This window comes from Jiangella sp. DSM 45060 (assembly GCF_900105175.1).
Classification (GTDB): Bacteria; Actinomycetota; Actinomycetes; order Jiangellales; family Jiangellaceae; genus Jiangella.
The window spans coordinates 1,782,310-1,807,636 of sequence record NZ_LT629771.1 but is presented as its reverse complement, the minus strand read 5'-3'; the positions used below and the strand labels follow the sequence as shown (position 1 = coordinate 1,807,636).

Below are 25,327 nucleotides of genomic sequence, written 5' to 3'. Positions count from 1 at the left end.
ACTCTCTCCTAGCCCAGTAGCCGGACGGGGTTGACGAGGTCGGCGTAGATCAGCAGCGCGCTCATGCCGATGAGCACGACGGCGACGCCGTAGGCCAGCGGCAGCGCCTTGGCGACGTCGACCGGCTGCGGCTCGGGCCGGCGGAACACCTTGGCGAAGGCCCGCTTGATGGCCTCCCAGATGGCGCCGGCCGCGTGCCCGCCGTCCAGCGGCAGCAGCGGCACCAGGTTGAAGATGGCGATGGCCATGTTGAACGAGGCCAGCATCATGATGAAGGTGGCCACCCGCTGCGCCGCGGTGAGCCCGTCGGCCGACGCGATCTCGCCGCCGATGCGGCCAGCGCCGACGATGCTGACCGGAGTCTCGGGGTTGCGCTCGCCGCCCCCGAATGCCGCGTCCCAGACGTCGACCATGCGCTGCGGGATGCGCGACATGGCCTCGGCGGTGTTGCTGATGAAGCCGCCGGTCCACGCGAGCGTGCCGCCGACGTCCTCCTGCTGGAAGTGGTCGAGCGTCGGGGCGATGCCGAGGAAGCTGGTGTCGACGGTGGCGCCCTCGGGGCCGTCGGGGTCGGGCCGCTCGGCCATGATGAGGTCGGGCGCGAGCTCCATGCGCTGACCCTCACGCTCGATGACCATGGGCATCGGGCCGGCGCCGGCGTCCTGGATGGCGGCGGAGACCTCGGTCCAGGTGGTGACGGGCGTGCCCTCGATCTCGAGGACGCGGTCGCCGGGCAGCAGGCCGGCCGCGGCGGCAGGGGCCGCGGGGTCGGTGCCGGCGCACTCGGTGCGGTTCTCAGACGCCGGGATGACGCACTCGTTGACGACGCTCACCACCGGGGCGAACACCGGTTTGTCGGGGTTGCCGAACGTCATCAGCACGCCGCCGGCCAGCACGATGGCCAGCACGACGTTCATGGCCGGGCCGCCGAGCATGATGATGAGCTTCTTCCACCAGGCTTTGCGGTAGAAGACGCGGTCCTCGTCGCCGGGGCCGATCTCCTCGCGCGACGCGGTGCGGGCGTCGCGGGCCATCGTCTGGAACAGGCCGGTGCTGGACTGGCGCAGCGTGTTGCCGTCGCCGCCGGGCTCGGGCGGGAACATGCCGATCATGCGGACGAAGCCGCCCAGCGGGATGGCCTTGACGCCGTACTCGGTCTCGCCCCGCTTGCGCGACCACACCGTGCGGCCGAAGCCGATCATGTACTGGCTGACCTTGACGCCGAACAGCTTGGCGGGCACGAGATGCCCGATCTCGTGCAGTGCGATCGAGACGACGAGCCCGACCGCGAACAGCAGGATGCCGACGACGGCGAGCAGGTCCATCAGTGTTCCTCTTCCGATCCGGCGAGCTCGCGCGCCCGGGCCCTGGCCCAGTGCTCCGCGGCCGCCACGTCGTCGACGCTGCGTGCGTCACCACCACCGTACTCGTCAAGGATACGGTCGATGGTGTCGACGATGCCCACGAACGGCAGCCGGCCGGCGACGAACGCGGCCAGGCATTCCTCGTTCGCGGCGTTGTAGACGGCCGGGGCCAGGCCGCCCCTCATACCGGCCGATCTGGCCAGCTCGACCGCCGGGAACGCCTCGTTGTCGAGCGGCTCGAACTCCCACGTCGACGCCTTCGTCCAGTCGCACGCCGGCGCGGCGTCGGTGACGCGCCCGGGCCAGGACAGGGCGAGGGCGATCGGGATGCGCATGTCGGGCGGGCTCGCCTGCGCGATCGTCGACCCGTCGATGAACTCGACCATCGAGTGCACGATCGACTGCGGGTGCACCACCACCTCGATGGCGTCGAACGGGACGTCGAAGAGCAGGTGCGCCTCGATCAGCTCCAGGCCCTTGTTGACCAGGTTCGCGGAGTTGATGGTGACGACCGGGCCCATGCTCCACGTCGGGTGCGCGAGCGCCTGTTCGGGGGTGACGTGTTCCTGCTCTTCTCGGGTCCGTCCTCTGAACGGGCCGCCGCTCGCCGTCAGGACGAGCTTGCGCACCTCGCTGGGGCTGCCGGAGCGCAGGCACTGGGCGAGCGCGCTGTGCTCGCTGTCGACGGGGACGATCTGGCCCTTCTCGGCCCTTGCCTTGACCAGCGGCCCGCCCGCGATGAGCGACTCCTTGTTCGCCAGCGCCAGCGTCCGCCCGGCGTCCAGCGCGGCGAGGGTCGGCGCGAGGCCGATCGACCCCGTGATCGCGTTCAGCACCACGTCGGCCTCTTGCGTGGCCGCCAGCTCCGCCGCCGCGTCGGGGCCGGCGAGGACCTTGGGGACGCGATACTGGCCGGCCTCGAAGCCGCTGCTCCTCGCCTCTTGGTAGAAAGCGAGCAGCAGGTCCTCGGCGGCGCCCGCCTTCGCCACGGCCACGGTCTCGGCGCCCAGCTCCAGCGCCTGCCTTGCCAGCTGCCCCGGATCGGACCCGCCCGCCGCCAGCCCGGTGACCCGCAACCTGTCCGCGTTCCGCCTGATGACGTCGATGGCCTGCGTGCCCACCGACCCGGTCGAGCCCAGGATGACGACGTCGCGGACGCTTGGCATGGACCCATTCTCCACGGCGAACCTGAGAGGACGGTGATCGTGCTGCTCCGGCCGGTCGCTCTCCGCCGGCCGCCTCGACTGGCCCCTCCGCCGGGCGCCCTTGCGATCGGTCGCCGGTTCTCGGTTGGCCGGGCTCGCGTTGGCTGGGTCTGCCGCGTGGGGCCAGCCCCCTGCTGCTCTCCATGGTCGGGGGCGCGGGTGGCCGCCTCAAGCGGACCGTTTGGCGCTTCGCGCGACGCGTGACCGCTTGACCCGGCCGCCCGCGCCCCCGTGAAAGCAGCGTCAGGGGGCCGGCCGGACAATGGGCCCGGCTTCCCTGCTCGCTGTGGTCTTGATCCGCTGGCCGCTCGCCCTTGCTGGGTGGGTTCCGGCTACCGACTTCGCTGCTGGTCCCGGCGCACTGGCCGCTCACGGGCCGTGGGTGGTGTTCCGGCTACCGACTCCGCTGGGCTCCTGGCCCGCTGGCCGCTCACGGGCCGTGGGTGGTGTTCCGGCTACCGACTCCGCTGGGCTCCTGGCCCGCTGGCCGCTCACTGGCCGTGGGTGGTGGTCCGGCTACCGACTCCGCTGGGCTCCTGGCCCGCTGGCCGCTCACGGGCCGTGGGTGGTGTTCCGGCTACCGACTCCGCTGGTGGTCCAGGCCCGCTGGCCGCTCACGGGCCGCGTCGGGTTCGGCACCGGCTCCGCTGGTGGTCCAGGCCCGCTGGCCGCTCACTGCTGCTTCGGGTGTGGCTACCGGCTCCGCTCCGGGTCGCCGTCCGCTGGCCGCCCCCAGTGCCATGATCATCCAGGTGTGGTGGTGCTATCGCGCCCCGAAACCTGGACGATCATGGCGCGAAGCCGAGCGAAGGTGGAAGCGGCGCGAGTTCACGACGGCGCTGCTCGAGCGTCGCGTCGCGCGGTGGTAGGTAGACCCCTCCCGGCCCGGGTGGGGCCCACCCTACGGGCGGGCGGTGACGTCCCTTGGCGTGGTGGAGTTCCCGGCCCGCTTGAGCGTCGTCGTGTCGACGGTGGCGTAGGGCGGCCATCGTGCGACGGTCAGTGAGACCTGACTAGGGATTCTCACGAGAGGACACGAACGCACGATGGCCTTGGACCATGCTGCCCTACTTGAGGTGCTCGAGGCGATGCGGGCCGCTGACGTGGACGATCGGGTTCGCACCGCGGCGCAGGCGATGTATCAGGCGTTGATCGAGGCCGAGGCGACGGCGGTGATCGGCGCCGGTCCGTGGGAACGCAGCGCGGATCGGACCGCGCACCGCAACGGCTCGCGACCGCGGACCCTGTCGACCACGGCCGGGGATCTGGAGTTGCGCATTCCCAAGTTGCGCACCGGGTCGTTCTTCCCCTCCCTGTTGGAGCGGCGCCGCCGAGTCGACCAGGCGTTGTTCGCCGTGATCATGGAGGCCTACCTGCACGGGGTGTCGACCCGCAAGGTCGACGACCTGGTCAAGGCGCTGGGCGCGGACAGCGGGATCTCCAAGTCGGAGGTGTCGCGGATCTGCGCCGACCTCGACGCCGAGGTCTCCAGCTTCCGGGACCGGTCGCTGGCCGATCAGGCCTATCCGTACGTGTTCCTCGACGCCACCTACTGCAAGGCTCGGGTGAACCGCCGCGTGGTGTCCCAGGCGGTGGTCATCGCCACCGGCGTCACCGCCGACGGGCGCCGCGAGGTGCTCGGATTCGACGTCGGTGACAGCGAGGACGGCGCGTTCTGGACCGCGTTCCTGCGCTCGTTGAAGGCCCGCGGGCTGGGCGGTGTCCAGCTGGTCATCTCCGACGCCCACACCGGCCTCAAGCACGCCATCGCCTCGGTCCTGCTCGGGGCGGCCTGGCAGCGCTGCCGGGTGCACTTCCTACGCAACGTGCTCGCCCAGGTCCCCAAGGGCAACGCCGAGATGGTGGCCGCGGCGATCCGCACGATCTTCGCCCAGCCCGACGCCGAGCACGTGCACGAGCAGTTCGACGTCATCGCCACCATGCTCGGCCGGCAACTACCCAAGGTCGAACAGATGCTGCGCGACGCCAGCGACGATCTCCTCGCGTTCACCGCGTTCCCGATCAGTCACTGGAAGAAGATCTGGTCCACCAACCCGCTGGAACGGCTGAACAAGGAGGTCAAACGCCGCACCGACGTCGTCGGAGTGTTCCCCAACCCCGCCGCCCTGCTCCGCCTGGCCGGCGCTGTCCTGGTGGAGGCCCACGATGAATGGCAGGTCGCCGCCGAACGCCGCTACCTCTCCGAAGCCTCCATGGCGCTACTCACCACACCCACCACCAAGGAGGTGGCCAAACCCGAACTCATGACGGCATGATCTAACCCACTGACCCCGCACAGTGGTCGAAGAACTCCACCTCTCAGCGGGACGTCACCGGGCGGGCACCGACAACCTCGAGCCGCAGAAGGTGCCGCCCGCTTGCCGCTCGTCGCGGGCTGCCGACTCCGCGGGCTCCGCCTGGAGGTTTGGCCATCGGCCCCACCGCTTGTCCCGGTGCGCTGGCCGCTGTCTGCTTGTCCGCCGCACCCGCCTCAGCGGCGCGGCACGGGCACGGTGCCCGGCCGAAGCCCGCCGGGATGCGGCCGGCGGCCGGCTGGGCACGGCAAGGCGGCAGGAACCCTACAAACGCGCCCGTTTCCAGCTGTTTCCGCGTCAAGCAGTCGAATGTCCTGAATGTTTCCAGCGTCACGGGAAGATCTGCCGTTCGGTCTCGATCCCGCAAAGACCGCAGGACATTCGCTCGCACCAGAGGTCCAGACCATTGACGTCACATCGGGGCCAGTGGTAGACCAACCGGCCAATAGGTCTACTGGCGCGACTCTCTGCGTGTCGAATGCGAGGTACCCCCATGGCGACATCCGTTCCCCGCGTCCGAACGCACCGGACGCAGCACTCCGAGCGAGCATCGGGCCGTCGAGGGCGGGTGGCGAGGTTCGCCGCCGGCATCGCGGCGGCCGGGCTGGCCGTGTCCGGGCTGGCGGCGGCCGGGCTACCCGCGAACGCCGCCACCGAGGAGGCGACCGACGACGCGGAGGCGACGTCGTTGACGATCGCCGTGGCGCAGGAGGTCGACTCGCTGAGCCCGTTCATCGCGGTGCGGCTGCTCACGACCAACATCGGCCGCTGGATGTACGACTTCCTCACCAACTATGACCCGAAGACCGGTGAGACGATCCCGGCGCTGGCGGAGTCGTGGGACACCTCCGAGGACGGCCTCACCTGGACGTACCACATCCGCGAGGACGCCACATGGACCGACGGCGAGCCCGTCACCGCCGAGGACGTCGCGTGGACGTTCAACACGATGATGACGGACCCGGCCGCCGCCGAGGCGAACGGCAACTTCGTCGAGAACTTCGCGTCAGTCACCGCCACCGACGAGCAGACCGTCGAGATCGTCCTCAACGAGCCGCAGGTGACGATGCTCGCGCTGGACGTGCCGATCCTGCCGGAGCACATCTGGTCGCAGGTCGACGACTTCGGGGCGTTCAACAACGACACCGAGTTCCCGATCGTCGGCAGCGGGCCGTTCATCCTCACCGCGTACGAGCCGAACGTGTCGATCACGCTCGAGGCGAACCCCGACTACTGGCGCGGCGAGCCGAAGTTCGACCAGCTGATCCTGCGGTACATCGACGACCCCGACGCGCAGGTCGAGGCGTTGCGAAGCGGCGAGGTCGACTTCGTCTTCAACCTGACGCCGGCGCAGTACCAGGCGTTGCAGAGCGAGGAGAACATCACCGTCAATGCCGCCAAGGGCAAGCGGTTCCAGGCCATCACCCTGAACCCCGGCGCCCGGCTGCAGGACGGCACCCCGTTCGGCGACGGCCACCCGGCGCTGCAGGACCCCGTCGTCCGCGAGGCGCTGGTGCACACGATCGACCGCGACGCCATCTACGAGGTCGCGTACGGCGGCCTGGGCGAGGCCAACGGCGGCTACATCCCGTCGCGCTACGACACATTCCACTGGGAACCGTCGGAGGACGAGGCGACCGCGTTCGACATCGACGAGGCGAACCGGCTGCTCGACGAGGCCGGCTACGCGCCCGGCGGCGACGGCATCCGCGTCGGCCCGGACGGGCGGCCGCTGTCGTTCCGCTTCAACGTGCACGGCGACAACCCGCAGTACATCCAGGCCGCCGAGATGATGGCCGAATGGGCCCGCGAGGCCGGCATGGAACTGCGGGTCGAGCCGGTCTCCGAGGTCGGCTCGCTGCTCGACGAGGGCACCTACGACATCCTGACCACCGGCTGGAACGTCAACCCGGACCCGAACTACGTGCTGTCGATCAACCTGTGCAGTGGGCTGCCGACGGAGCTCGGCGGGCCGTACCTGTCCGACGCGTACTACTGCAACGACACCTACGACCAGCTCTACGCCGAGCAGCTGTCCGAGCTCGACGTCGAAGCCCGGGCGGAGATCGTCAAGGAGATGCAGCAGACGCTCTATGACGACAACATCTTCGTCGTGTGGGGCTACGCCGACGCGCTCGAGGCCTACCGCAGCGACGTCATCGCCTCGATGACCCCGCAGCCGGACCCGGGTGGCAACTACTACGGCCAGGACGGCTACTGGAGCTGGTGGTCCGCGGTCCCCGTCGGTGAGGAGGACGACGCCGCCGCCGGCGGGTCCGATGACGGCGGCAGCGACGACGGCGGCTCGAACACCGGGCTGATCGTCGGCATCGTCGCCGCGGCCGTGGTGGTCCTCGGCCTGATCGTCCTCCTGCTCCGGCGTCGCGGCTCGACCGCCGACGACCGCGAATAGGAGCCCGATGGCTGATTCGGCACTGCCGACCGCGCCGGTCCCGCAGCTCGCGCAGAGCGTGCGGGACCGGTCCGGTGTCCGGCGCAAGCTCCGGTACTACGGCCAGAAGCTCGGCGGGTCGCTGATCTCGCTCTTCGCCGTCATCCTGACCAGCTTCTTCCTGTTCCGCATCGTCCCGGGCGACCCGGTGCGGACGATGACGCACGGCCGTCCGGTCAGCATCGAGCAGCAGGAGCAGCTGCGCCGCGACTTCGGCCTGGACAAGTCGGTGGCCGAGCAGTTCTGGTCCTACCTGACGGGTGTGCTGCGGCTGGACTTCGGCGAGTCGTTCCAGTTCAACCGGCCGGTCACCGACCTCATCGCCGATCGGCTGTGGCCGACGGTGTTGCTGGTCGGCACCAGCGTGGTGATCTCGGCGGCGCTCGGGCTGTGGCTCGGTGTCCGCGGCGCGTGGAACCACGGCGGACTCAGCGACCGCGTCAACACCGGCGTCGCGCTGACGCTGTGGTCGGTGCCGAGCTTCTGGCTCGGCCTGATCCTCATCGTGATCTTCGCCTCCACCCTCGGCTGGTTTCCGACCAGCGGCATGGAGAGCACCGGCGTCGAGGGCTGGGAACGCATCCCCGACATCGCGCACCACATGGTGCTGCCGCTGGTCACGCTGGTGGCGGTGGTGTACGCGCAGTACCTGATGATCATGCGGTCGTCGCTGCTGGACGAGATGGGCAGCGACTACATCGTGACGGCGCGCGCGAAGGGCCTGCGCGATGTCATCGTGCGCCGCCGGCACGCCGTCCCGAACGCGCTGCTGCCGACCGTCACGCTGATCTTCGTGAAGCTCGGCTTCGTCGTCTTCGGCGCGGTGCTGGTCGAGACGATCTTCAGCTGGCCGGGCCTGGGCCAGCTGTTCTACTCCGGGCTGTCGGTCCCGGACCTGCCGCTCGTGCAGGGGCTGTTCATCGTCTTCTCCGCGGCGGTGATCCTCATGAACCTGGTCGCCGACCTGCTCTACCCCGTCCTCGATCCGCGGGTGCGGCCGTGAACGCGCTGGTGTGGGCGCGGCGGCGGCGGACGGCCGCGCGGTTCTGGGCGTCGTACCGGCAGAACCGGGCCGGCGTCTTCGGCCTGGTGGTGCTGGCGCTGTTCGTGCTGACGGCACTGCTGGCGCCGGTGCTGACCCCGGACAACGCGCTCAGCGTCACCCGTCCGCCCGGGTCGCCGCTGGAGGGGCCCAGCGCCGACTTTCCGCTGGGCACGGACCGATCCGGCCGGTCGATGGTCGACCTGATCATCTGGGGCTCGCGGGTCTCGCTGACCGTCGGGTTCTGGGCGACGTTCATCTCGATCGCGTTCGGCACCCTGTTCGGGATCCTGGCCGGCCACTTCGGCGGCTGGGGCTCCAGCCTGCTGATGCGGGTGACCGACTGGTTCCTCGTCATGCCGACGCTGGTCCTGGGCGTGGTACTGGCCGCAGTCCTGGGCCGCAGCCTGACCACGATCATCGTCGCGATCGGGGTGACGTCCTGGCCGACGACGGCGCGGCTGGTGCGGGCGCAGGCGCTCGCCGTCGAGGCGCGCCCGTACATCGAGCGCGCCCGAGGGCTCGGCGGCGGGCACACGCACGTCATGATGAACCATGTGCTGCCGAACGTGATGCCGATCGTGCTGGCGCAGACGACGCTGATGGTCGGCGAGGCGATCCTGCTGGAGTCGACGTTCGCGTTCCTGGGGCTGGGCGACCCGACGACCGCGTCGTGGGGCGCGACCATCCAGGCGGCTCGCGACGTCGGCGCCGTCAGCTCCCGCATGTGGTGGTACATCCTGCCGCCGGGCATCGCGATCGTGCTGGTCGTGCTCGCGTTCACGCTGGTCGGCCGCGCCATCGAGGGCGTACTGAACCCGAAGCTGAGGGAGCGCCGCTGATGGCCCTGCTGGAGGTCGAGGACCTGGCCGTGACCTACCGGACCGCCGGCGGCGACGTGCCGGCCGTCCGGGGCGTGTCGTTCGCGCTGGAGGCCGGCCAGAAGCTCGGGCTGGCCGGCGAGTCCGGCTGCGGCAAGTCGACGATGGCGCTGGCGCTGCTGCGGCTACTGCCGAAGTCCGCCCGTTATACCGGTGAAATCCGTTTCGATGGTGAGGACATCCTGACGATGGGCTGGGGGCGGCTGCGTGCGGTGCGCTGGGCCGGCGCGTCGATCGTCTTCCAGGGCGCCATGCACTCGCTGAACGCCGTCCAGCGCATCGGCGCGCAGATCGCCGAGCCGATCCGGCTGCACTCGAAGGCCACCGACGCCGAGATCCGGCGGAAGACCCGCGAGCTGCTGGAGCACGTCGGTCTGCCGGCCCGGCGCGCCGACGCGTACCCGCACGAACTGTCCGGCGGGCAGCGGCAGCGGGTGATGATCGCGATGGCGCTGGCCTGCGACCCGCGGCTGATCGTCGCCGACGAGCCGACGACGGCGCTGGACGTGATGATCCAGGCGCAGATCCTGACGCTGATCGAGTCGCTCGTCGCCGAGCAGGGCATCAGCCTGCTGATGATCAGCCACGACCTGTCCGTCCTCGCCGACACCTGCGACCGGCTGGCCGTCATGTATGCCGGGCGGATCGTCGAAGATGGCCCGGCCGCCGCCGTGTTCGGCGCGGCACGTCACCCGTACGGCGAGGCGCTGGCGGCGGCGTTCCCGCGCATCGGCGACCCCGCGTCGCGGCGGCGGCCCCAAGGGCTGGCCGGCGACCCGCCCGACCCGGCCGAGCTGCCGTCCGGGTGCGCGTTCCATCCGCGCTGCGCGGTGCGGCTGGAGCACTGCGACGCCGTCGACCCGGCGCTGTGGCCCGTGGGCGACGGCGAGCGGCGGGCGGCCTGCGTCCGCGTCCTCCCCGACGACGGGCTGTCCCTGCTGGCGACCACCTCGGAAGGGCGGGAGTCCGCGTGAGCGAGCCGATGCGCAGTGCACCGATCCTGGCCGCCGAGGACGTCCACGTGGAGTTCGAGGCCCGCCGCGGCGGCCGGGCCCGCGCCGTCGACGGCGTCAACCTCGACATCGCGCCCGGCGAGATCGTCGCGCTGGTCGGCGAGTCCGGCTGCGGGAAGACGACGCTGGCGCGGACGCTGCTCGGGCTGGAGAAGCCGACGTCCGGCCGGGTGCTGCACCGCGGCACCCCCCTGGCCTACACGTCGAAGGCGCTCAAGGCGTTCCGCCGCGACGTCCAGCTCGTCCTGCAGGACCCGAGCGGCTCGCTGAACCCGCGGCACACCGTGTACGACGCCGTCGCCGAGGGGCTGCGCATCCACGGCGACGTGCCGAACGAGCGGGAGCGGGTGGCGGACGCGCTGTCGCGTGCGGGGCTGCGGCCGCCGGACCGGTTCTTCCTGCGCTTCCCGCACGAGCTGTCCGGCGGGCAGCGGCAGCGGGTCGTCATCGCCGGCGCGCTGGTGCTGGACCCGAACGTGATCGTCGCCGACGAGCCGGTCGCCTCCCTCGACGCGTCGGTGCGCGGCGAGATCCTGGCGCTCCTGCTGCGGCTGCGCGACGAACTGGGGCTGGCCGCGCTCGTCGTCACCCACGACCTCGGGCTGGCGTGGAACATCGCCGACCGTGTCGCCGTCATGTACCTGGGCCGGATCGTCGAGACCGGGCCGGTGGAGAAGATCCTGACCGCGCCGGAGCACCCGTACACACAGGCGCTGCTGTCGGTGCTGCCGGACGCGCCCGGCTCGCCCGTCGTGCTGCAGGGCGAGCCGCCCGACCCGACGCGGATCCCGTCAGGCTGCCGGTTCCACCTGCGCTGCCCCGTGCTCGCGTCGGGCGCCGCTGCCGCCGTCGCGGTCGACGACGCCTGCCGCGGCACCGATCCCGGCGTCCTGGCCGGCGGGACGGCCACCCAGGTGGCCTGCCACTACGCCTCGACCGTCACCGACCCGGCTGCGGCAACCCGTTCCTGATCTGCGCGAACCCGTCGGCGACCAGTTCGTGCAGGGAGCGCTCGGGCGGTCCCGACGCCCAGATGTCGACGGCCGTCTTGAAGGCCAGCCCGGCGGCGCCCGCGATGAGGTGCGGGTAGAGGTCGCGGGAGGTGTCGGTGCCGGTACGGACGGCGATGGCCTCGGCGAACCGGCGGCGCATGGTGTCGAGAGCGGCCAGCTGGTTCGCGATGACCGACGGATGGGCCAGCACCATCTCAATCTGTGCCATCATGCGGGCGTGCGCCGCGGCGCCGTCCTCGACCGACCCCAGGAACACCGCCAGCAGGCTGTCCCAGATCGGCTCGTCGGCGGGCCGCGCCTCGATCTCGTCGGTGAGTCGCTCGGCCCAGTCGATGATCGAGGCCACAATGGCCTCTTCGCGACTGGAGAAGTAGTTGTGGAACGTCCGCGGCGACACGTCGGCGGCGGCCGCGATGGCCTCGACGGTGACGTGCTCGACCCCCAGCTCGATGGCGAGCCGGTTGGCGGCGCCGGCGAGGGCGGCGCGGGTGGCCGCCTTCTTGCGCTCCCGCAGGCCCACTTCTGCTGTCATGTCAACTACTTTACCGAAAAATTGCAGAGACCGCAAAAGTTCTGAGTGAGAAAACTTGCGGGGTGCTCCACCCCGCCGGACAGGCGGACGGGCGGCCGGGACCTCTCCGTCCGGCCGCCCGTCCTCTTTTCACCGGGGGGTCTAGCGTTGCGCCGCTTCCAGCTGCGGCTCGGGCTCCTCCCGGAGCTGGCGGGCCAGCTTCTCGCCCTCGACGTCGACGTTGGGAAGCAGGCGGTCCAGCCAGCGCGGCAGGAACCAGGCCCGGCTGCCCAGCAGCGTCATGACCGCCGGCACGATGGTCATGCGGACGACGAACGCGTCGAATGCGACCGCGGCCGCCAGCGCGAGGCCGACCTGCATGATGACGTCCTCGCCGCCGAAGATGAACGCGGCGAACACGCTCATCATGATGAGTGCGGCGGCGCTGACCACCCGTGCACCGTGCTGGAAGCCGATGACCACCGACTCCGTGGGCGCCGCGCCGTGGACGTGCTCTTCGCGCATGCGCGTCACCAGGAACACCTGGTAGTCCATGGCCAGGCCGAACACGACACCGATGAGGAAGATCGGCAGCATGCTGATGATCGGCCCGGTCTGCTCGATGCCCAGCAGTCCGTTGAACCAGCCCCACTGGAACACCGCGACGATGGCGCCGAACGTCGCACCCATGGTGAGCAGGAAGCCCAGCGCGGCCTTCAGCGGCACCAGCAGCGACCGGAACACCAGCATCAGCAGCACGAACGACAGTCCGACCACGAGCGCCAGGTACGGCAGCAGCGCCTCGGTCATGCGCTCGGAGAAGTCGATGTTGACGGCCGTGGCGCCGGTGACGGACACGCTCGCACCGGCCTCCTCGCCGACGGCGCCGATCTCGTCGCGGATGTCGCCGACGAGCTCCTCGGTCTCGGCGCTGCCCGGGCCGGACTCGGGCACGACGTTGATGATCGCGGTGTCGCCGGCCTCGTTGAGCACGGGCGGCGTGACCGTGGCGATGCCCTCGAAGCTCTCCAGCGAGCCGGCGACGGAGTCGGCCGCGGCCTGCGCGTCGGGGCTGCCGGACCCGTCGACGACCACCGTGAGCGGGCCGTTGAAGCCGGGACCGAAGCCCTCGACGGTGAGGTCGTAGGCCTGGCGCTGCGTGCTGTCGGGCGGCGAGCTGCCCTCGTCGGGCAGGCCGAGGCGAAGGTCGAGCAGCGGCGCGGCGAGAGCCAGCATGGCGACGACCGCGACGGTGAGCACGGCGACCGGGCGCCGCGTCACCAGGTTCACCCAGCGCCGGCCCAGGGTGGGCTTGCTCTCGTCGTCGGTGGCCCGCTCACGGATGCGGCGCAGACCGGGAATCCGTCCGCCGAGCACCCGGTGCTTGGCGAAGCCGAGCAGGGCGGGCAGCAGGCTGAGCGCGATGATGACGGCGACGCCCACGGTGAGCGCCGCGGCGAGCCCCATCTCGGTCAGCATCGGGATGTTGACGACGAACAGACCGGCCAGCGCGATCATGACCGTGAGCCCGGCGAACACGACCGCGGACCCGGCCGTGCCGACGGCGCGACCGGCGGCCTCCTCGCCGTCGCGCCCCATGGCCAGCTCGTGCCGGAAGCGCGACACGATGAACAGCGCGTAGTCGATGCCGACGGCCAGGCCGAGCATGAGCGCGAGCGTGGGTGTGCTGGACCCGATGTCCATGAACCCGCTCGCCGCGGTGATGGCGGACATGCCGATGACGATGCCGAGGATGGCCGTGATCAGCGGCAGGCCGGCGGCGATCAGCGAGCCGAACGTGAGGATCAGCACCACGGCGGCGACGCCGATGCCGATGATCTCGGTGCCGGCCGGCTCTTCGTCGCTCATGGCCGCCTCACCGCCGAGCTCGACCGTCAGGCCGGCGTCGCGACCGCCCTCGGCGGCCTCGGTGAGCGCCTCGCGCGCCTCGTCGGTGAGGTCGAAGAACGGGACGGAATAGGTGACCTGCGAGAACGCGATGGCGCCGTCCTCGGACACGGTGCCGATCTCGAACGGGTCGGGCACGTCGGCGACCTGCGGCGCCGCCTGGAGGTCGGCCAGGACGTCCTGGACCGCGGCCTGGTTGGCCGGGTCGGCCAGGGTCTGGCCCTCGGGGGCGGCGAACACGACGCGCGCCTGCGCGCCGTCGGTGTTGCCGCCGGGGAACCGCTCCTCGAGGAGGTCGAACGCCTCCTGGGACTCGGTGCCGGGGATGGAGAACGTGTCGGACGTGGGCCCGGACAGCGTCGAGGCGCCCACCCCGAAGAGCGCGACGAGGCCGAGCCAGATGGCCAGCACCACCCCGCGGCGCCGATAGGAGAACCGGCCGAGCCGGTAGAGGAATGTCGCCACCAAAGACTCCAAGGGTGTGAGAAGAGCGACGTCAGAACACCACGGCAAACCTGTGAACAGCCTGAGAGCGATGTGTGCCGCGACCCACTCCGATGTGAGACTGCAACTACCAGCCTGCCCCGTCCGCAAGATGACACTAACTGACTTCTTGCACATCACGCAAATCTTCTCATCGGGCAATTTTTCACAACGGGCATGACGGCCGCTGGTCACCTTCCCGTCGCCCGCACCCCGGCCGGTGGTCACCTGGGCCGCCTACCGTCCGGCCATGACGATCCGAGCGCGCAGACGCGCAGCTGTGACGGCGGCCCTGATGAGCGCCGCGGTGGCCGCCCCGCTGGCGGTCATGGGGACGACGGCGGTCGCCGAGGAGTCCCGCCTCGGCCAGCAGACCCTGTGGCGCGAGAGCTTCAACGGCCTGGCCGGCGCGGTCGCCGGCGACGGCTACACCCACGAGCCGCCCCGCGGCTGGGCCGTCGAGGTCGCGCCCGACATGGCGGCCGGCGGCGTCGACGACTGGCGCGGCTGGACCTTCACCACCCGGGAGTACTGGACGGCGGCCGAGGACCAGATGCGGTTCCGGTTCGGCCGCGCGGACGACGTCATCGCCGTCGCCGACTCCGACGAGTACGACGACGCCCCCGGCGCGGCCGACCGGTTCGACACCACCCTGGTCTCGCGGCCGGTCCGGGTGTTCGGCCACGCCGAGCTGGAGCTCGCCTTCGATTCGCACCTGCGGCCGTGGACCGGCCAGTCCGCCACCGTCACCGTCGAGTTCGACGGCAGTGGCGAGGAGACCACGCTGCTGCGCTACGACGCCACCAACACTGCCGACGACTACGACGGCGACCTCGCGAACAGCACCGAGGCGCTGCGCTTCAGCGTGCCCTCGGGCGCGCGGCAGGCCGTGTTCCGCTGGCGTCTCGACGCGCCGCGCAACTCCTGGTACTGGGCGATCGACAGCGTCTCCGTCCGCACGACCGCGACGCCGACGCCGTCGCTGGACGCGGCCACGTCGCTCTGGGTGGTCAGCGACATCCAGGGTCATCCGAGCGACTTCGCCCACGGCCTGCGCGACCTCGACGCCGTCCGCCCCGACGCCGCCGGGCTGCTGATCGCCGGCGACATCGTCCCGACCGGGACCACCGCCGAATGGCGCCAGATCTCCGACGTAGTGGCCGGCGCCACCGCCGACGGGATCATGCCGGACCAACTGGCGGCGGCGATCGGGAACCACGAGAGCTACGCGGCGGAGTCGTGGGAGACGCTGCGCGACCGGTTCCTCGACTTCGCCGGGCGGGACCGCGTCTACGGCGAGTACGTCCTCTCCGGGGCCGGTGGCTCGGTGCCGGTGCTGGTGATCGGGCAGGAGTTCCCCCGTCCGCCCGAGGTCGGGATGTCCGACGAGCAGGTCGAGTGGCTGGACGAGCGGCTGGACTACTGGACCGCGCGGAAGAAGCAGGTGATCGTCATGGCCCACTTCCCGCTGGGCGACACCGTCTCCGCGTCGTGGATCCCCTGGTACCACGAGTCGTACGACCGCAACGACGAGCTGACCGCACTCTTCGGGGACCACCCGAACGTGATCTTCCTGACCGGCCACACCCACTACCCGTTCGAGCTCGGCGACTGGGCCGTCCGCCGCCGCGTCCCCGGCGGCCACCCGGACGGGTTCCTCGCCGTCAACACCGGCGCCATGCACGTCGAGTGGGACGCCCGCGGCGAGAACACCAGCGGCATCAGCGAGGTCGTCACCCGCGACATCAACCGCGGCCTCACCATCGACGTCTACGCCGACCGCGTGATCATCGAAGCGCGCGACTTCGGCCTCGCCGGCTCCTCCGATGTCAACGAGGTGCTGCGGCACCTCGAGGTCGGGAATCCGCTGCTGCACGGCCGGCCGCGCTGACGATCCGGCCGGTCGTCCTCCACTACCGTGGAGCAATGCAGGGAGAGGGCGGCGATGACGGCGTGCGGCACGCCGCGGAGTCGCTGCGCGCCGCCCTCGACTCCCTGCCCGGCCTCGCCGAACACCTCGACGGCGCCGTCCGCGCCCGCGTCGACGCCACCACCGGCGCCGTCGAGGCCGCCGCTGCGGGTTCACCCTCCGCCGAGCTGCGCCGCTCCCTGCTCGGGACCGCGCACGAGATCCGCCTCCTCGGCACCCACATGACCGCGACTCGCGAGGACACCTTCGCCGAGGTCGCTCACGTTCTCGCCCAGCACGCCGACGAGATCGACGCCCTCCTCCGCCCCGGCGCAGTACCGGCGACCTCGATCCCGCTGCCACCCGCGCCGACACCGAGCGTCCAGACGACCGCCGAGGACGCCGCGGCGATGCAGCAACAGCTCCCCGACGCCGCCGCCCAACGCCGCGCCATCAACCAGGTCGTCGCCCAGTTCCCGCCGAAACTGCAGCACCTCGCCCGCACCCTGCTCCTCGGCCACTCCTCCCACGCCGTCGAACGCCACGGCCACCACCTACGCCGCGAACACCAGATCGCCCGAGTCCAGTGGCTCCTCGATCCCGCCGGCGTGGACGGCTGGCGACTCAACCCCGACGGCTCCGCCGAATCCTGGCGAGCGAACGGGAAGCCCCACGGTGTGGGCACGACAGCGGGCAACTACACCTCACCGGCCGCGGCGGCCAAGCCGCTGATCGCCCTCCTCCTCGCCGCGGGTCGGACCCAGGCAGCGCTCGACACCTATCTCGATGGCAAGGCACGCGGCGACACCTTCATCAGCATCTTCCTACGCCCCGCCGACACCGGGATCACCGCGGAAGACGTGTTCGCCGTACGCGGGCCTGGCACGGACACCGGCCCCGGCGAAGAGCTGTGGCTCGATGCGCGCGATGGCTCCATGGCGGGGCACGGGCGACCACCTCAGGTCCGCGACCATGACCTCGTGTCATCAGGACGGCACCCTGGAAGTGTGATCATCTTCGCGAAGAAGCCTCCCCGACCCTGGCGCCTGATCACCGGGTACTTTCTGGATGATCGCGCCAACGAGATGAGCTACACGGAGTTGTGATGCAGATCAGTGAGAACTTCCGATGGTGGCGGCAGCGGTTCAGCGACGGCGGCGGCGAGTTGATCGAGTACTACGTGGAGGCGTGCGAGAACGTCCCCGCGTGGTTGGAGAGCAACTTCAACGACCTGCGCGGATTCCGCGACGAGTTGGCGGCGCACATCCGTGACTCGTCGGTCGGGCCGTTCCCGTCCGAGACCCAGTGGTCCACCGACGAATACCTGCGCGGTCTCTGGTTCGACGTGTTTGGGGCGGAGCCGCCGCCGGGCGACCCGTACCCCGTCCCGCGCGAACGGTGGGGGCGGCACCGGATGACCACCTACCTCCGCGACATCCCGTACCGGCACCCCGAGCGAGTCGGCCCGGAAACGCTGGAGTGGATGGCGGCGCGCGGCATCACCTTCGAGGACCTGGCCGCCTACCGGGAGCCCGGGGCCGACGTCGAGTATTCGCGGCCCGAGCCGGCCGGGTTCCGCCAGCGACTCGACGAGCTCACCGCCGCAGGTAAGCGCAGCGGGCCGGCGGAGGGCGAGCGGGCCGACGAAGCCCGCGCCGACCTCCTGGACGCGCAGCGGAGTTACCGCGATACCGGGCACACCGAGCAGGCCGACGCCGTCGACAAGATCCTGGCAGACCGCGAACCGCGGGACGAGTAGCTCGGGCGAGGGCGCGCTGGTCGCCAGCGCGCGACATCGTCCCGACGGACGACAAAATCGCATGCGATCGTCGCCCGGTCGTGCTGGGATCGATCACCATGGGTGGTCACGTCCTCGATGAGGCCGATCTGTTGGACAGGATGGAACGGAACCTGGCCGAGCATGCCTGTCACCTGCACCGGAGCATGACCGGTGCGACCGTCACCGAGGCCGGCGACCTCTGGATCGCCGACAGCGGCATGGACGACGACACGTTCAACATCGTCGCGCGGCCCGCTTCACCGCCACCGACGCGTCGGCCCGTATCGTCGGGACCGCTGGGTCGCTGGCTCGCACCGGTCGTCGTTTCTCCTGGTGGGTGGGGCCCGCCTCGACTCCAGCGGACCTCGCCGCCCGCCTGACGGCGGCCGGTCTGCCGGCGTCCGACCGCGAGACGGCGATGTGGGCCGACCTGGACGACGACACCCTGCCGCCACCCGCCGTCCAGGGACTGGACATCCGGACGGCCGCCACGCCCGAACAGCTCACCGACTACGCCACGGTGCTCGCCGCGAACTGGGACCCGCCCGCAGCCACCGTCCGCCGCTTCTTCGCCGAGGCCGCCCCGCAGGCACTGGCCGCGCAGTGCCCGGCCCGGTATCTGGTCGGCTACGTGGAGAACCGTCCGGTCTGTTCCGCAGAAGTGTTCCAGCACGCGGGAGTCGTCGGCATCTACAACATCTCCACCCTCGCCGCCCACCGCCGGCGCGGCTATGGCGGCGCCATCACGCTCGCCGCACTACGCGCGGCCCGCGACCGCGACCACCGCGTCGCGGTCCTGCAGGCGTCAGCCGACGGCGAGCCCGTCTACCGCCGCGTGGGGTTCCGCTCCTGTGGCCAGTTCACCGAACACGCCGTCGGACCGGTCAGGCGAGGGTGCTGAGCCCGAACGCCACACTGAACCCGAGCACCGTCACCAACCCCGTCGAGGGGCCGCCGAACTCGTAGGCTTCGGGGACCATCGTGTCGGTCAGCATGGTCAGCAGGGCACCCGCCGCGAACGCTTGCACCAGCGCCACCGTGCCGCCGCCCGCCGAGCCGACGAAGTACCAGCCGGCCCACGACGCGACGCCCGCCACGACCGTCGTCCCCACCCACAGCAGCAGGACGGACCGCCGCGACGTGCCGGACTTCAGCAGGCCGACCGACGCGGACATCGCCTCGGGCAGGTTCGACACGAACACCGCGGCCAGCATCGCCACGCTGATGCCGCCGCCACCGGCCAGCGTCGTACCGAGCACCACGGATTCCGGGATGCCGTCGAGGACGGTGCCGAACGCGATCGCCGCGCCGGCGCCACCGGCCTGCGCCCCGGTCGAGCGCTTCCGGTCCGCGCCGCCGAGACGGTCGATCAGCAGGTCACCGACGTAGAACGTGACGGCGCCGGCGGCCAGGCCGGCGAGCAGCACCCGGCCGTTGCTCTGCTCGAACGCGTCCTGGACGAGGTCGTACGCGACGGCGCTGATGAGGACGCCGGCGCCGAACGCCATGATCAGCGCCACCACCCGCTGCGGCAGCGGCCGCGCCATGACGATCAGCGCACCGATGATCAGCGACGAGCTGGCCAGCAGGCCCCAGAGCAACGCGCTCACAGGACGCGACAATAGCGGCCGAAGCCCGCGACGACCTCAGATTTCGACGACCTCGAGCAGCCGGACGACGTCGGCGAAGTCGGCGGGGTTGCGGGTCAGCAGGGGGTGTTGGCGCCGAGGTCGATCACCACCGAGGTGTCGAGCATGACGCAGGAGGTCACCGCCGCTTGGCCCGCTCCCACTCGTCGGTCAGCGGATCGTCCGGGCCGAAGATCTCGTCGTCGGCCCACCGCTCGGCCGCCCACCGCTCGGCGTCGATCGGCGCTACAGACGTGCTACGTCAGCGCGTCCGCATCCAGCGTCAGCGTCCCGGCCTCGGCGTCCAGCGTCGCCGGCACCCCCAGGGGGACGGTGATCGACGACGGGCCGTGGCCGAAGCCCAGGTCGGTCACGATCGGCACGCCCAAGGGCGCCAGCCGGTCCAGCATCAGCGCCTCCACCGGCTCGCAGTCGTACCAGGATCCGAGGGCGATCCCGGCCGCGCCGGACAGCCAGCCCGACCGCAGCAGATGCGTGAGGAACCCGTCCAGCCGATACGCCTTCTCCCCCACGTCCTCCAGCAGCACCAGCGCCCCGGCGGCCGACGGCAGCCCGGTCGGCGTCCCGAGCTCGGCGGCCAGCAGCGCCAGGCACCCGCCGACGGTGACGCCGGAGGCGACGCCGGGTACCAGGGCCCGGGCGGACGGCGACGTCAGCACCGTCCCGGCCGCGCCGCCGAACAGCATCGACCGCAGCCCCTCGGCGGTGGAGGACGACGTGACGAACGCCTCGGCCCCGATCATCGGGCCGTGGATGGTCGCGACGCCGAGGAGGCGGGCGAACGCCGAGTGCAGCGCCGTGATGTCGCTGTAGCCGACGAACGCCTTGGGCGCGGCGGCGGCCATCGCGCCCCAGTCCAGCAGCGACGACACCCGCTGCACCCCGTACCCGCCGCGCGCGCACAGCACGGCCGCGAAGTCCGGCGAGCACCAGGCCTCCTGCAGGTCCGCGGCGCGCTCGGCGTCGGTGCCGGCGAGGTACTCGAACGAGGGGTGGACGGACAGCACGTGCGGCATGACGACGACGTCCAGGCCCCAGGAGCGCAGGATCGCGCACCCGGCGTCCAGGCGGTCCTTGGGGACGGGTCCGGCCGGTGCGACGACGGCGACGCGGTCACCCTCGACGAGGCGGCGGGGCCGGCGCAGCGGCACCATCGACGGCCGCCCGGTCACGAGGCCGTGAACCCGAAGACCCTGGCGTACAGCGCGAGTTCCTTCTCCAGTGCGGTCACGATCGTCTCCTTGCGTCGGAAGCCGTGTTGTTCCCCCTCGAAGGTGATGTACTCGTGCTCCACCCCGAGCTCCGCCACCCGCTCCGCGAACCGCGCCGTGGGACCGGGCGGGCAGACCTCGTCCTCCAGCCCTTGGAGCAGCAGGAACGGGACGGTGAACTTCTCCGGGACGTTGATCGGCGACCGCTCGCGGTACCGCTCCTCCGTCTCCGGCCACGGCCCGACCAGGCCCTCCAGGTACTGCGACTCGAAATCGTGCGTCTCGCCGGTGCGGAACGCCACCAGATCCAGCACCGGGTACATGATGGTCGCGCAGGCGAACACGTCGGTGAACGCCAGCGCGGCCGCCGCGGTCCAGCCGCCGGCCGACCCGCCCCTGATCGCCAGCCGTGAGCCGTCCGCGAAACCCTCGTCGACCAGCGCCTTCGCCGCCGCCACGCAGTCCTCGACGTCGACGATGCCCCACTGCTGGCGCAGCCGCTCGCGGTAGTCGCGGCCGAACCCGGTCGACCCGCCGTAGTTGACGTCGACGACGCCCAGGCCGCGGCTGGTGAAGTAGGCGACCTCGAGGTCGTGCACCATCGGCTCCCGGCCGGTCGGCCCGCCGTGCACGAACACGACGTACGGCGGCTTCTCCGCGCCGACGCCGCCGAACCGCAACCCCGACGGCGGGTACACGATGGCGTGGACGTCGCGTCCGCCCGGCCCGGCGAACGTCCGCGTCTGCGGCAGTGGCAGCGACGTCACCGGCACGGACAGCGTCGACGGCACCACCGCCGACACCGCGCCGACGGACGCCTGCACCACCTCGTACGGCGCCACCGGCGAGGCCGCCACGCCGTAGACGGTGCGCCCGGAGACCGCGAGCGTCGGCGCCCACTCGCTGTGCGCGTCCTCGAGCGGGTCGTAGAGCAGGCCGGTCGTGGTGACGAGCAGGTTCAGCCGCGCCGACGCCCGGCCGCGGATCACCGCGACCTCGCCCTCGCCGAGCGGCACGAACCAGCGCAGCCCCAGCTGCCACAGCGGCCCGGCGAACTCCTCGGCCCGATCGCACAACTGCTCGGGCTCGGCGCCCTCGACGTCGACCCGGACGCGGTGCAGGTTCCACCAGCCGGTCCGGTCGGTCGCGGCGATCAGCGCGTCGGGGGTCTCCCACTCGATCTGCGGGATCGACTCAGATTCGCCGCCGGCGACGGTCACGGGCGCGCCCACGGACCCGTCTGCAGCCACCGGCGCGACCCGCACGACGGTGCCGTCCCACGGCATGTTCGGGTGGTCCCAGCCGATCCACGCCAGCCGCCCGCCGTCGGGCGACGGACGCGGGCAGGCGAGGAACCGGGTGTCCTCGACCAGCACCCGCACGTCGCCGGACCCGTCCAGCGGCACCGCTACCAGCGCCCGCCGCAGGTCCGACGGCTCCGGCCCGGTGTGCTCCTCGCGCACGCACCACACCTCGGTCCCCGACGGCGACTGCACCGGCTCGGCGTAGCGCAGCCCGGACGGGATGGACGGCTCCGGCGTCAGCGGCACGGGGTCGTCGCCGGAACCCGGGACGAACCGGTACAGCCGCTGGTCGGAGTACTCGGCGAACACGACGGAGCCGTCGCCGAGCGCCACGTACGCCAGCCCGCCGTACTCGTGCACGCGGGTGCGCACGTTCCACGGCACCGGCAGCACCACCTCGGGCTCGTCCCCGCCCTGCGGCAGCCGCAGCAGCGCGACCCGCCCGCCCTCCGCCGGCTGCGGCCGCGTCCACCACAGCGCGCCGCCGGCGTGGCTCACCCAGCCGGGCCGGCCGTCGTTCTCGGCGACGATCTCGGCGGTCACCGGCGACGGCCAGCTCCCGTACGGTGCGGTCTCGGGCACGGACTCTCCCAGCGAAAGACGAGGTCAGGTGGTCAGGAACCGGTCCAGTACCCGGACGCCGAACTCCAACGCGTCGACGGGCACGCGCTCGTCGACGCCGTGGAACAGGGCCGAGTAGTCGAGGTCGGGCGGCAGCCGAAGCGGCGAGAAGCCGTAGCCGGTGATGCCGAGCCGGGAGAACTGCTTCGCGTCGGTGCCGCCGGCCATGCAGACGGGGACGACGTGCGCGCCCGGGTCCTCGGCCAGCAGCGCGGCGGCCATGGCGGCGAACGTCGGCGACGCGGGGTCGGCGGAGAGCGCGATCTCGGCGTGCTCGTACTCCCAGCTCACGTCGGGTCCGGTCAGCGACGTGACGGTGGCCTCGAACTCGTCGCGGGCGTCGGGCACGACGCGCCCGTCGACCAGCGCCGTCGCGGTCTCGGGGATGACGTTCACCTTGTAGCCGGCGCTCAGCACCGTCGGGTTGGTGCTGTTGCGCAGGACGGCCTCGACCAGCTGGCGCGCCTCGCCGAACCGCGCGATCGTGCCGGCGACGTCGGAGAGGTCGACCGGCACGCCGAGGGCGGCCCCGATCGACTCCAGCGACGCGCGCACCGTCGGCGTCAGCCGCACCGGCCACTCGTACTCGGCCAGCCGGTGCACCGCTCCGGCCAGCGAGGCCACCGCGTTGTCCTCGTTGACGCGCGACCCGTGCCCGGCCCGGCCGCGCGCCGTCAGCCGCAGCCAGGCGGTGCCCCGCTCGCCGGCCGCGACGGGGTACAGGCGCTTGCCCCCGGCATGGAAGGTGTAGCCGCCGGACTCGCTGATGCCCTCGGTGACGCCCTCGAACAGGTCGGCGTGCTTGGTGACCAGCCAGGTCGAGCCGTGCGCGGCGCTGGCCTCCTCGTCGGCGGTGAACGCGAGGACGACGTCGCGGGCCGGCCGGCGGCCCTCGCGCGCCCAAGCCCGCGCGACGGCGAGCATCATCGCGTCCATGCCCTTCATGTCGATGGCGCCGCGGCCCCACAGCATGCCGTCGCGGACCTCGCCGGAGAACGGGTGCACGGACCAGTCGGCGGCCTCGGCCGGCACGACGTCGAGGTGACCGTGGACGAGGATCGGGTCGCGGCCGGGGTCGCTGCCCTCGATGCGGGCGACGACGTTGGCGCGGTTGGGCGCCGACTCGATCAGCGTGGCATCGATGCCCGCCTCGCCCAGCTTCTCGGCGACGTACTCGGCGGCGGGCCGCTCACGGCCGGTGCCGTCGCCCGGGTTGGTGGTGTCGATGCGGATGAGGTCGGCGGCGAGGGTCAGGACGTCGGGGTCAGCCATAGTTCTTCTCGATGCCGTTGGAGATGAGCGTCGTGACCGCCTTGAAGCAGCGGATCATGTCGTGCGCGGTGGCGGCGGTGTAGCGCACCCGGCGCTCGGCGACGCGTTCCACCGTCGGGACCATACCGGCGAAGTCGGCCAGCTGCGTGGCGTCGACCTCGATCTCGACGGTGTACGGCCCGCGGTCCGTGGCCGGTTCGTGCCGGACGGCGAGCCCCGCGGCCGCCTTCGCCTCGGCGCGGATGTCCTCGAACGTGCGCGCCGGCGGGCGGCAGCGGGCCGCGTAGCGCGACACGTAGTCCTTGACGGCGGCGGTGCGGGCCCGCGGCGCGTATGTGAGTGCGTCGGCGCAGGCGCGGTCGTCACCGGTGACCAGGATGACCGGTGTGCCGTACTCGGCCGCGACCAGCGCGTTCAGCCGGCCCTCGCTGGCGGGGTCGCCGTCGACCCAGACCCCGGTGATGGAGTTGGGCAGGTAGGTGTGCGCGAGGACACCCTCGGCGCCGGCGCCCGCGTGGTAGCCGAGGAAGACGACGCCGTCGACGTCGCCGCCCTGGATGCCCTCGACCATGGTCAGCGCCTTGTGCCGGCCGGTGATCATGGTGGCGCGCTCGTCGAGCTGCTCGAGCAGCAGGTTGCGCATGGTCGCGTGCGCCTCGTTGACCAGCACCTCGTCGGCGCCGCCGTCGAACAGGCCCGCGATGGCGCCGTTGACGTCGGACGTGAACATGGCCCGGCAGCGCTGCCACTGCTCCGTCCCCGGCTCGACGTCCGCGGGCCAGGTGACGCCGGTGGCCCCCTCCATGTCCGCCGAGATCAGCACCTTCATAGGGGGCTACGGTAGCTGGTCGCCTCCGTCGCGCGGCGGACGGTCCTCCGCGCCGAACCGGCGGGTCAGATCGTCCAGCAGCGTCTTGAGCAGTTCCGCCAGCGCCGCGCGCTGAGCGTCGTCGAGGCCGTCGAGCAGAGTCTCCTCGTGCCGCAGCAGGTCGGCGACGACCCGCTCGTTCAGCGCTCGCCCCTCGTCGGTGAGGACGACGACCGCCGAGCGCCCGTCCGCCGCCGACCGCTCGCGCCGCACCAGCCCGGCCGCCTCGGCCCGGGCGATGCGCTGCGACACGGCGCCGGCGGTGACGAAGCTGCGCGCGGCGATCTGCCCCGGCGTCAGCCGGTACGGCGCGCCGCTGCGGCGCAACGTGCTGAGCAGGTCGAGCGTCGGGTTGTCGATGCCCAGGCGCTCGAGCGTGCGGCGGCGGTCGTCGGCGAGCAGCTGCCCCGCCCGCCAGAGCCGCGTGATGACGCCGATGGAGTCGACCGGGACGCCCGGCAGCTCGCGCCGCCACGCGGCTTGGATGCGGTCGGCGCCGTCGAGGTAATCTGTCATCGGCAGATAC

19 protein-coding genes and 1 pseudogene are annotated in these 25,327 nt (G+C 71.7%); 10 read left to right on the top strand and 10 right to left on the bottom strand.

What is annotated here, in order from left to right:
• Window positions 1–8 precede the first annotated feature (8 nt).
• Window positions 9–1,325 (bottom strand): RIP metalloprotease, encoded by a 1,317-nt coding sequence (locus tag BLU82_RS08165; protein ID WP_092618271.1) that lies wholly within the window; start codon window positions 1,323–1,325, stop codon window positions 9–11.
• Window positions 1,325–2,530 carry a 1-deoxy-D-xylulose-5-phosphate reductoisomerase gene (gene dxr / locus BLU82_RS08160; protein ID WP_092618268.1) on the bottom strand — a complete coding sequence of 402 codons (1,206 nt, stop codon included), beginning with the start codon at window positions 2,528–2,530 and terminating at the stop codon, window positions 1,325–1,327. The genes BLU82_RS08165 and dxr overlap by 1 nt, the downstream gene beginning before the upstream one ends.
• Before the next feature lie 1,085 nt (window positions 2,531–3,615).
• Here dxr and BLU82_RS08155 point away from each other — a divergent pair.
• From BLU82_RS08155 to BLU82_RS08130, 6 genes are all read left to right on the top strand, one after another.
• Window positions 3,616–4,845, top strand: coding sequence for an IS256 family transposase (locus BLU82_RS08155; protein WP_092614075.1), 1,230 nt, complete (start codon window positions 3,616–3,618; stop codon window positions 4,843–4,845).
• A 532-nt stretch (window positions 4,846–5,377) separates the two neighbouring features.
• Window positions 5,378–7,297, top strand: a complete 1,920-nt coding sequence (locus BLU82_RS08150; RefSeq protein WP_092618265.1) for an ABC transporter substrate-binding protein — start codon at window positions 5,378–5,380, stop codon at window positions 7,295–7,297.
• A gap of 7 nt (window positions 7,298–7,304) precedes the next feature.
• Window positions 7,305–8,339 (top strand): ABC transporter permease, encoded by a 1,035-nt coding sequence (locus tag BLU82_RS08145; protein WP_092618262.1) that lies wholly within the window; start codon window positions 7,305–7,307, stop codon window positions 8,337–8,339.
• A complete protein-coding gene (locus BLU82_RS08140) occupies window positions 8,336–9,220 on the top strand; it encodes an ABC transporter permease (RefSeq protein ID WP_092618259.1) in 885 nt (294 codons plus the stop codon). Before BLU82_RS08145 ends, BLU82_RS08140 begins: the two co-directional genes overlap by 4 nt.
• Window positions 9,220–10,233 (top strand): ABC transporter ATP-binding protein, encoded by a 1,014-nt coding sequence (locus BLU82_RS08135; RefSeq protein ID WP_092618256.1) that lies wholly within the window; start codon window positions 9,220–9,222, stop codon window positions 10,231–10,233. The genes BLU82_RS08140 and BLU82_RS08135 overlap by 1 nt, the downstream gene beginning before the upstream one ends.
• 8 nt (window positions 10,234–10,241) lie before the next feature.
• Entirely contained in the window at window positions 10,242–11,243 is a 1,002-nt protein-coding gene (locus tag BLU82_RS08130; protein WP_092625597.1) for an ABC transporter ATP-binding protein, read from the top strand.
• Here the strand turns inward: BLU82_RS08130 and BLU82_RS08125 are convergent.
• Together BLU82_RS08125 and BLU82_RS08120 are read right to left on the bottom strand one after the other, a co-directional pair.
• Window positions 11,212–11,817 (bottom strand): TetR/AcrR family transcriptional regulator, encoded by a 606-nt coding sequence (locus BLU82_RS08125; protein WP_092618252.1) that lies wholly within the window; start codon window positions 11,815–11,817, stop codon window positions 11,212–11,214. The genes BLU82_RS08130 and BLU82_RS08125 overlap by 32 nt on opposite strands.
• A gap of 141 nt (window positions 11,818–11,958) precedes the next feature.
• Window positions 11,959–14,169 carry an MMPL family transporter gene (locus BLU82_RS08120; RefSeq protein WP_092618249.1) on the bottom strand — a complete coding sequence of 737 codons (2,211 nt, stop codon included), beginning with the start codon at window positions 14,167–14,169 and terminating at the stop codon, window positions 11,959–11,961.
• Between the two features lie 268 nt (window positions 14,170–14,437).
• On the opposite strand from BLU82_RS08120, the gene BLU82_RS08115 reads away from it, so the two are divergent.
• The 4 genes and pseudogenes from BLU82_RS08115 (at window position 14,438) to BLU82_RS08100 (ending at window position 18,777) form a co-directional block, all read left to right on the top strand.
• Window positions 14,438–16,078: a metallophosphoesterase gene (locus BLU82_RS08115; protein WP_197682805.1), complete on the top strand. Its 1,641-nt coding sequence runs from the start codon at window positions 14,438–14,440 to the stop codon at window positions 16,076–16,078.
• Window positions 16,079–16,113: 35 nt separating this feature from the next.
• Window positions 16,114–17,202 carry a hypothetical protein gene (locus BLU82_RS08110; RefSeq protein ID WP_092618246.1) on the top strand — a complete coding sequence of 363 codons (1,089 nt, stop codon included), beginning with the start codon at window positions 16,114–16,116 and terminating at the stop codon, window positions 17,200–17,202.
• Window positions 17,202–17,855, top strand: coding sequence for a hypothetical protein (locus tag BLU82_RS08105; RefSeq protein WP_092618243.1), 654 nt, complete (start codon window positions 17,202–17,204; stop codon window positions 17,853–17,855). The genes BLU82_RS08110 and BLU82_RS08105 overlap by 1 nt, the downstream gene beginning before the upstream one ends.
• Window positions 17,856–17,995: 140 nt before the next feature.
• Window positions 17,996–18,777 (top strand): annotated as a pseudogene (locus BLU82_RS08100) (GNAT family N-acetyltransferase).
• Here the strand turns inward: BLU82_RS08100 and BLU82_RS08095 are convergent.
• The 6 genes from BLU82_RS08095 to BLU82_RS08070 form a co-directional block, all read right to left on the bottom strand.
• Window positions 18,761–19,486 (bottom strand): ZIP family metal transporter, encoded by a 726-nt coding sequence (locus tag BLU82_RS08095; protein WP_092618240.1) that lies wholly within the window; start codon window positions 19,484–19,486, stop codon window positions 18,761–18,763. The pseudogene BLU82_RS08100 and the gene BLU82_RS08095 overlap by 17 nt on opposite strands.
• A 275-nt stretch (window positions 19,487–19,761) precedes the next feature.
• Window positions 19,762–20,679, bottom strand: coding sequence for an LD-carboxypeptidase (locus tag BLU82_RS08090; protein ID WP_092625593.1), 918 nt, complete (start codon window positions 20,677–20,679; stop codon window positions 19,762–19,764).
• Between the two features lie 14 nt (window positions 20,680–20,693).
• The gene (locus BLU82_RS08085; RefSeq protein WP_197682802.1) at window positions 20,694–22,622 is read right to left on the bottom strand and encodes an LpqB family beta-propeller domain-containing protein; all 1,929 of its coding nucleotides are present in this window, start codon (window positions 22,620–22,622) and stop codon (window positions 20,694–20,696) included.
• A 24-nt stretch (window positions 22,623–22,646) separates the two neighbouring features.
• On the bottom strand, window positions 22,647–23,933 hold the full coding sequence (locus BLU82_RS08080; protein WP_092618234.1) for a M20/M25/M40 family metallo-hydrolase: 1,287 nt from the start codon (window positions 23,931–23,933) through the stop codon (window positions 22,647–22,649).
• Complete coding sequence (locus tag BLU82_RS08075; RefSeq protein ID WP_092618222.1) at window positions 23,926–24,762, bottom strand: M55 family metallopeptidase; 837 nt, start codon at window positions 24,760–24,762, stop codon at window positions 23,926–23,928. The genes BLU82_RS08080 and BLU82_RS08075 overlap by 8 nt, the downstream gene beginning before the upstream one ends.
• Before the next feature lie 6 nt (window positions 24,763–24,768).
• Window positions 24,769–25,317 (bottom strand): MarR family winged helix-turn-helix transcriptional regulator, encoded by a 549-nt coding sequence (locus BLU82_RS08070; RefSeq protein ID WP_092618219.1) that lies wholly within the window; start codon window positions 25,315–25,317, stop codon window positions 24,769–24,771.
• Window positions 25,318–25,327 lie beyond the last annotated feature (10 nt).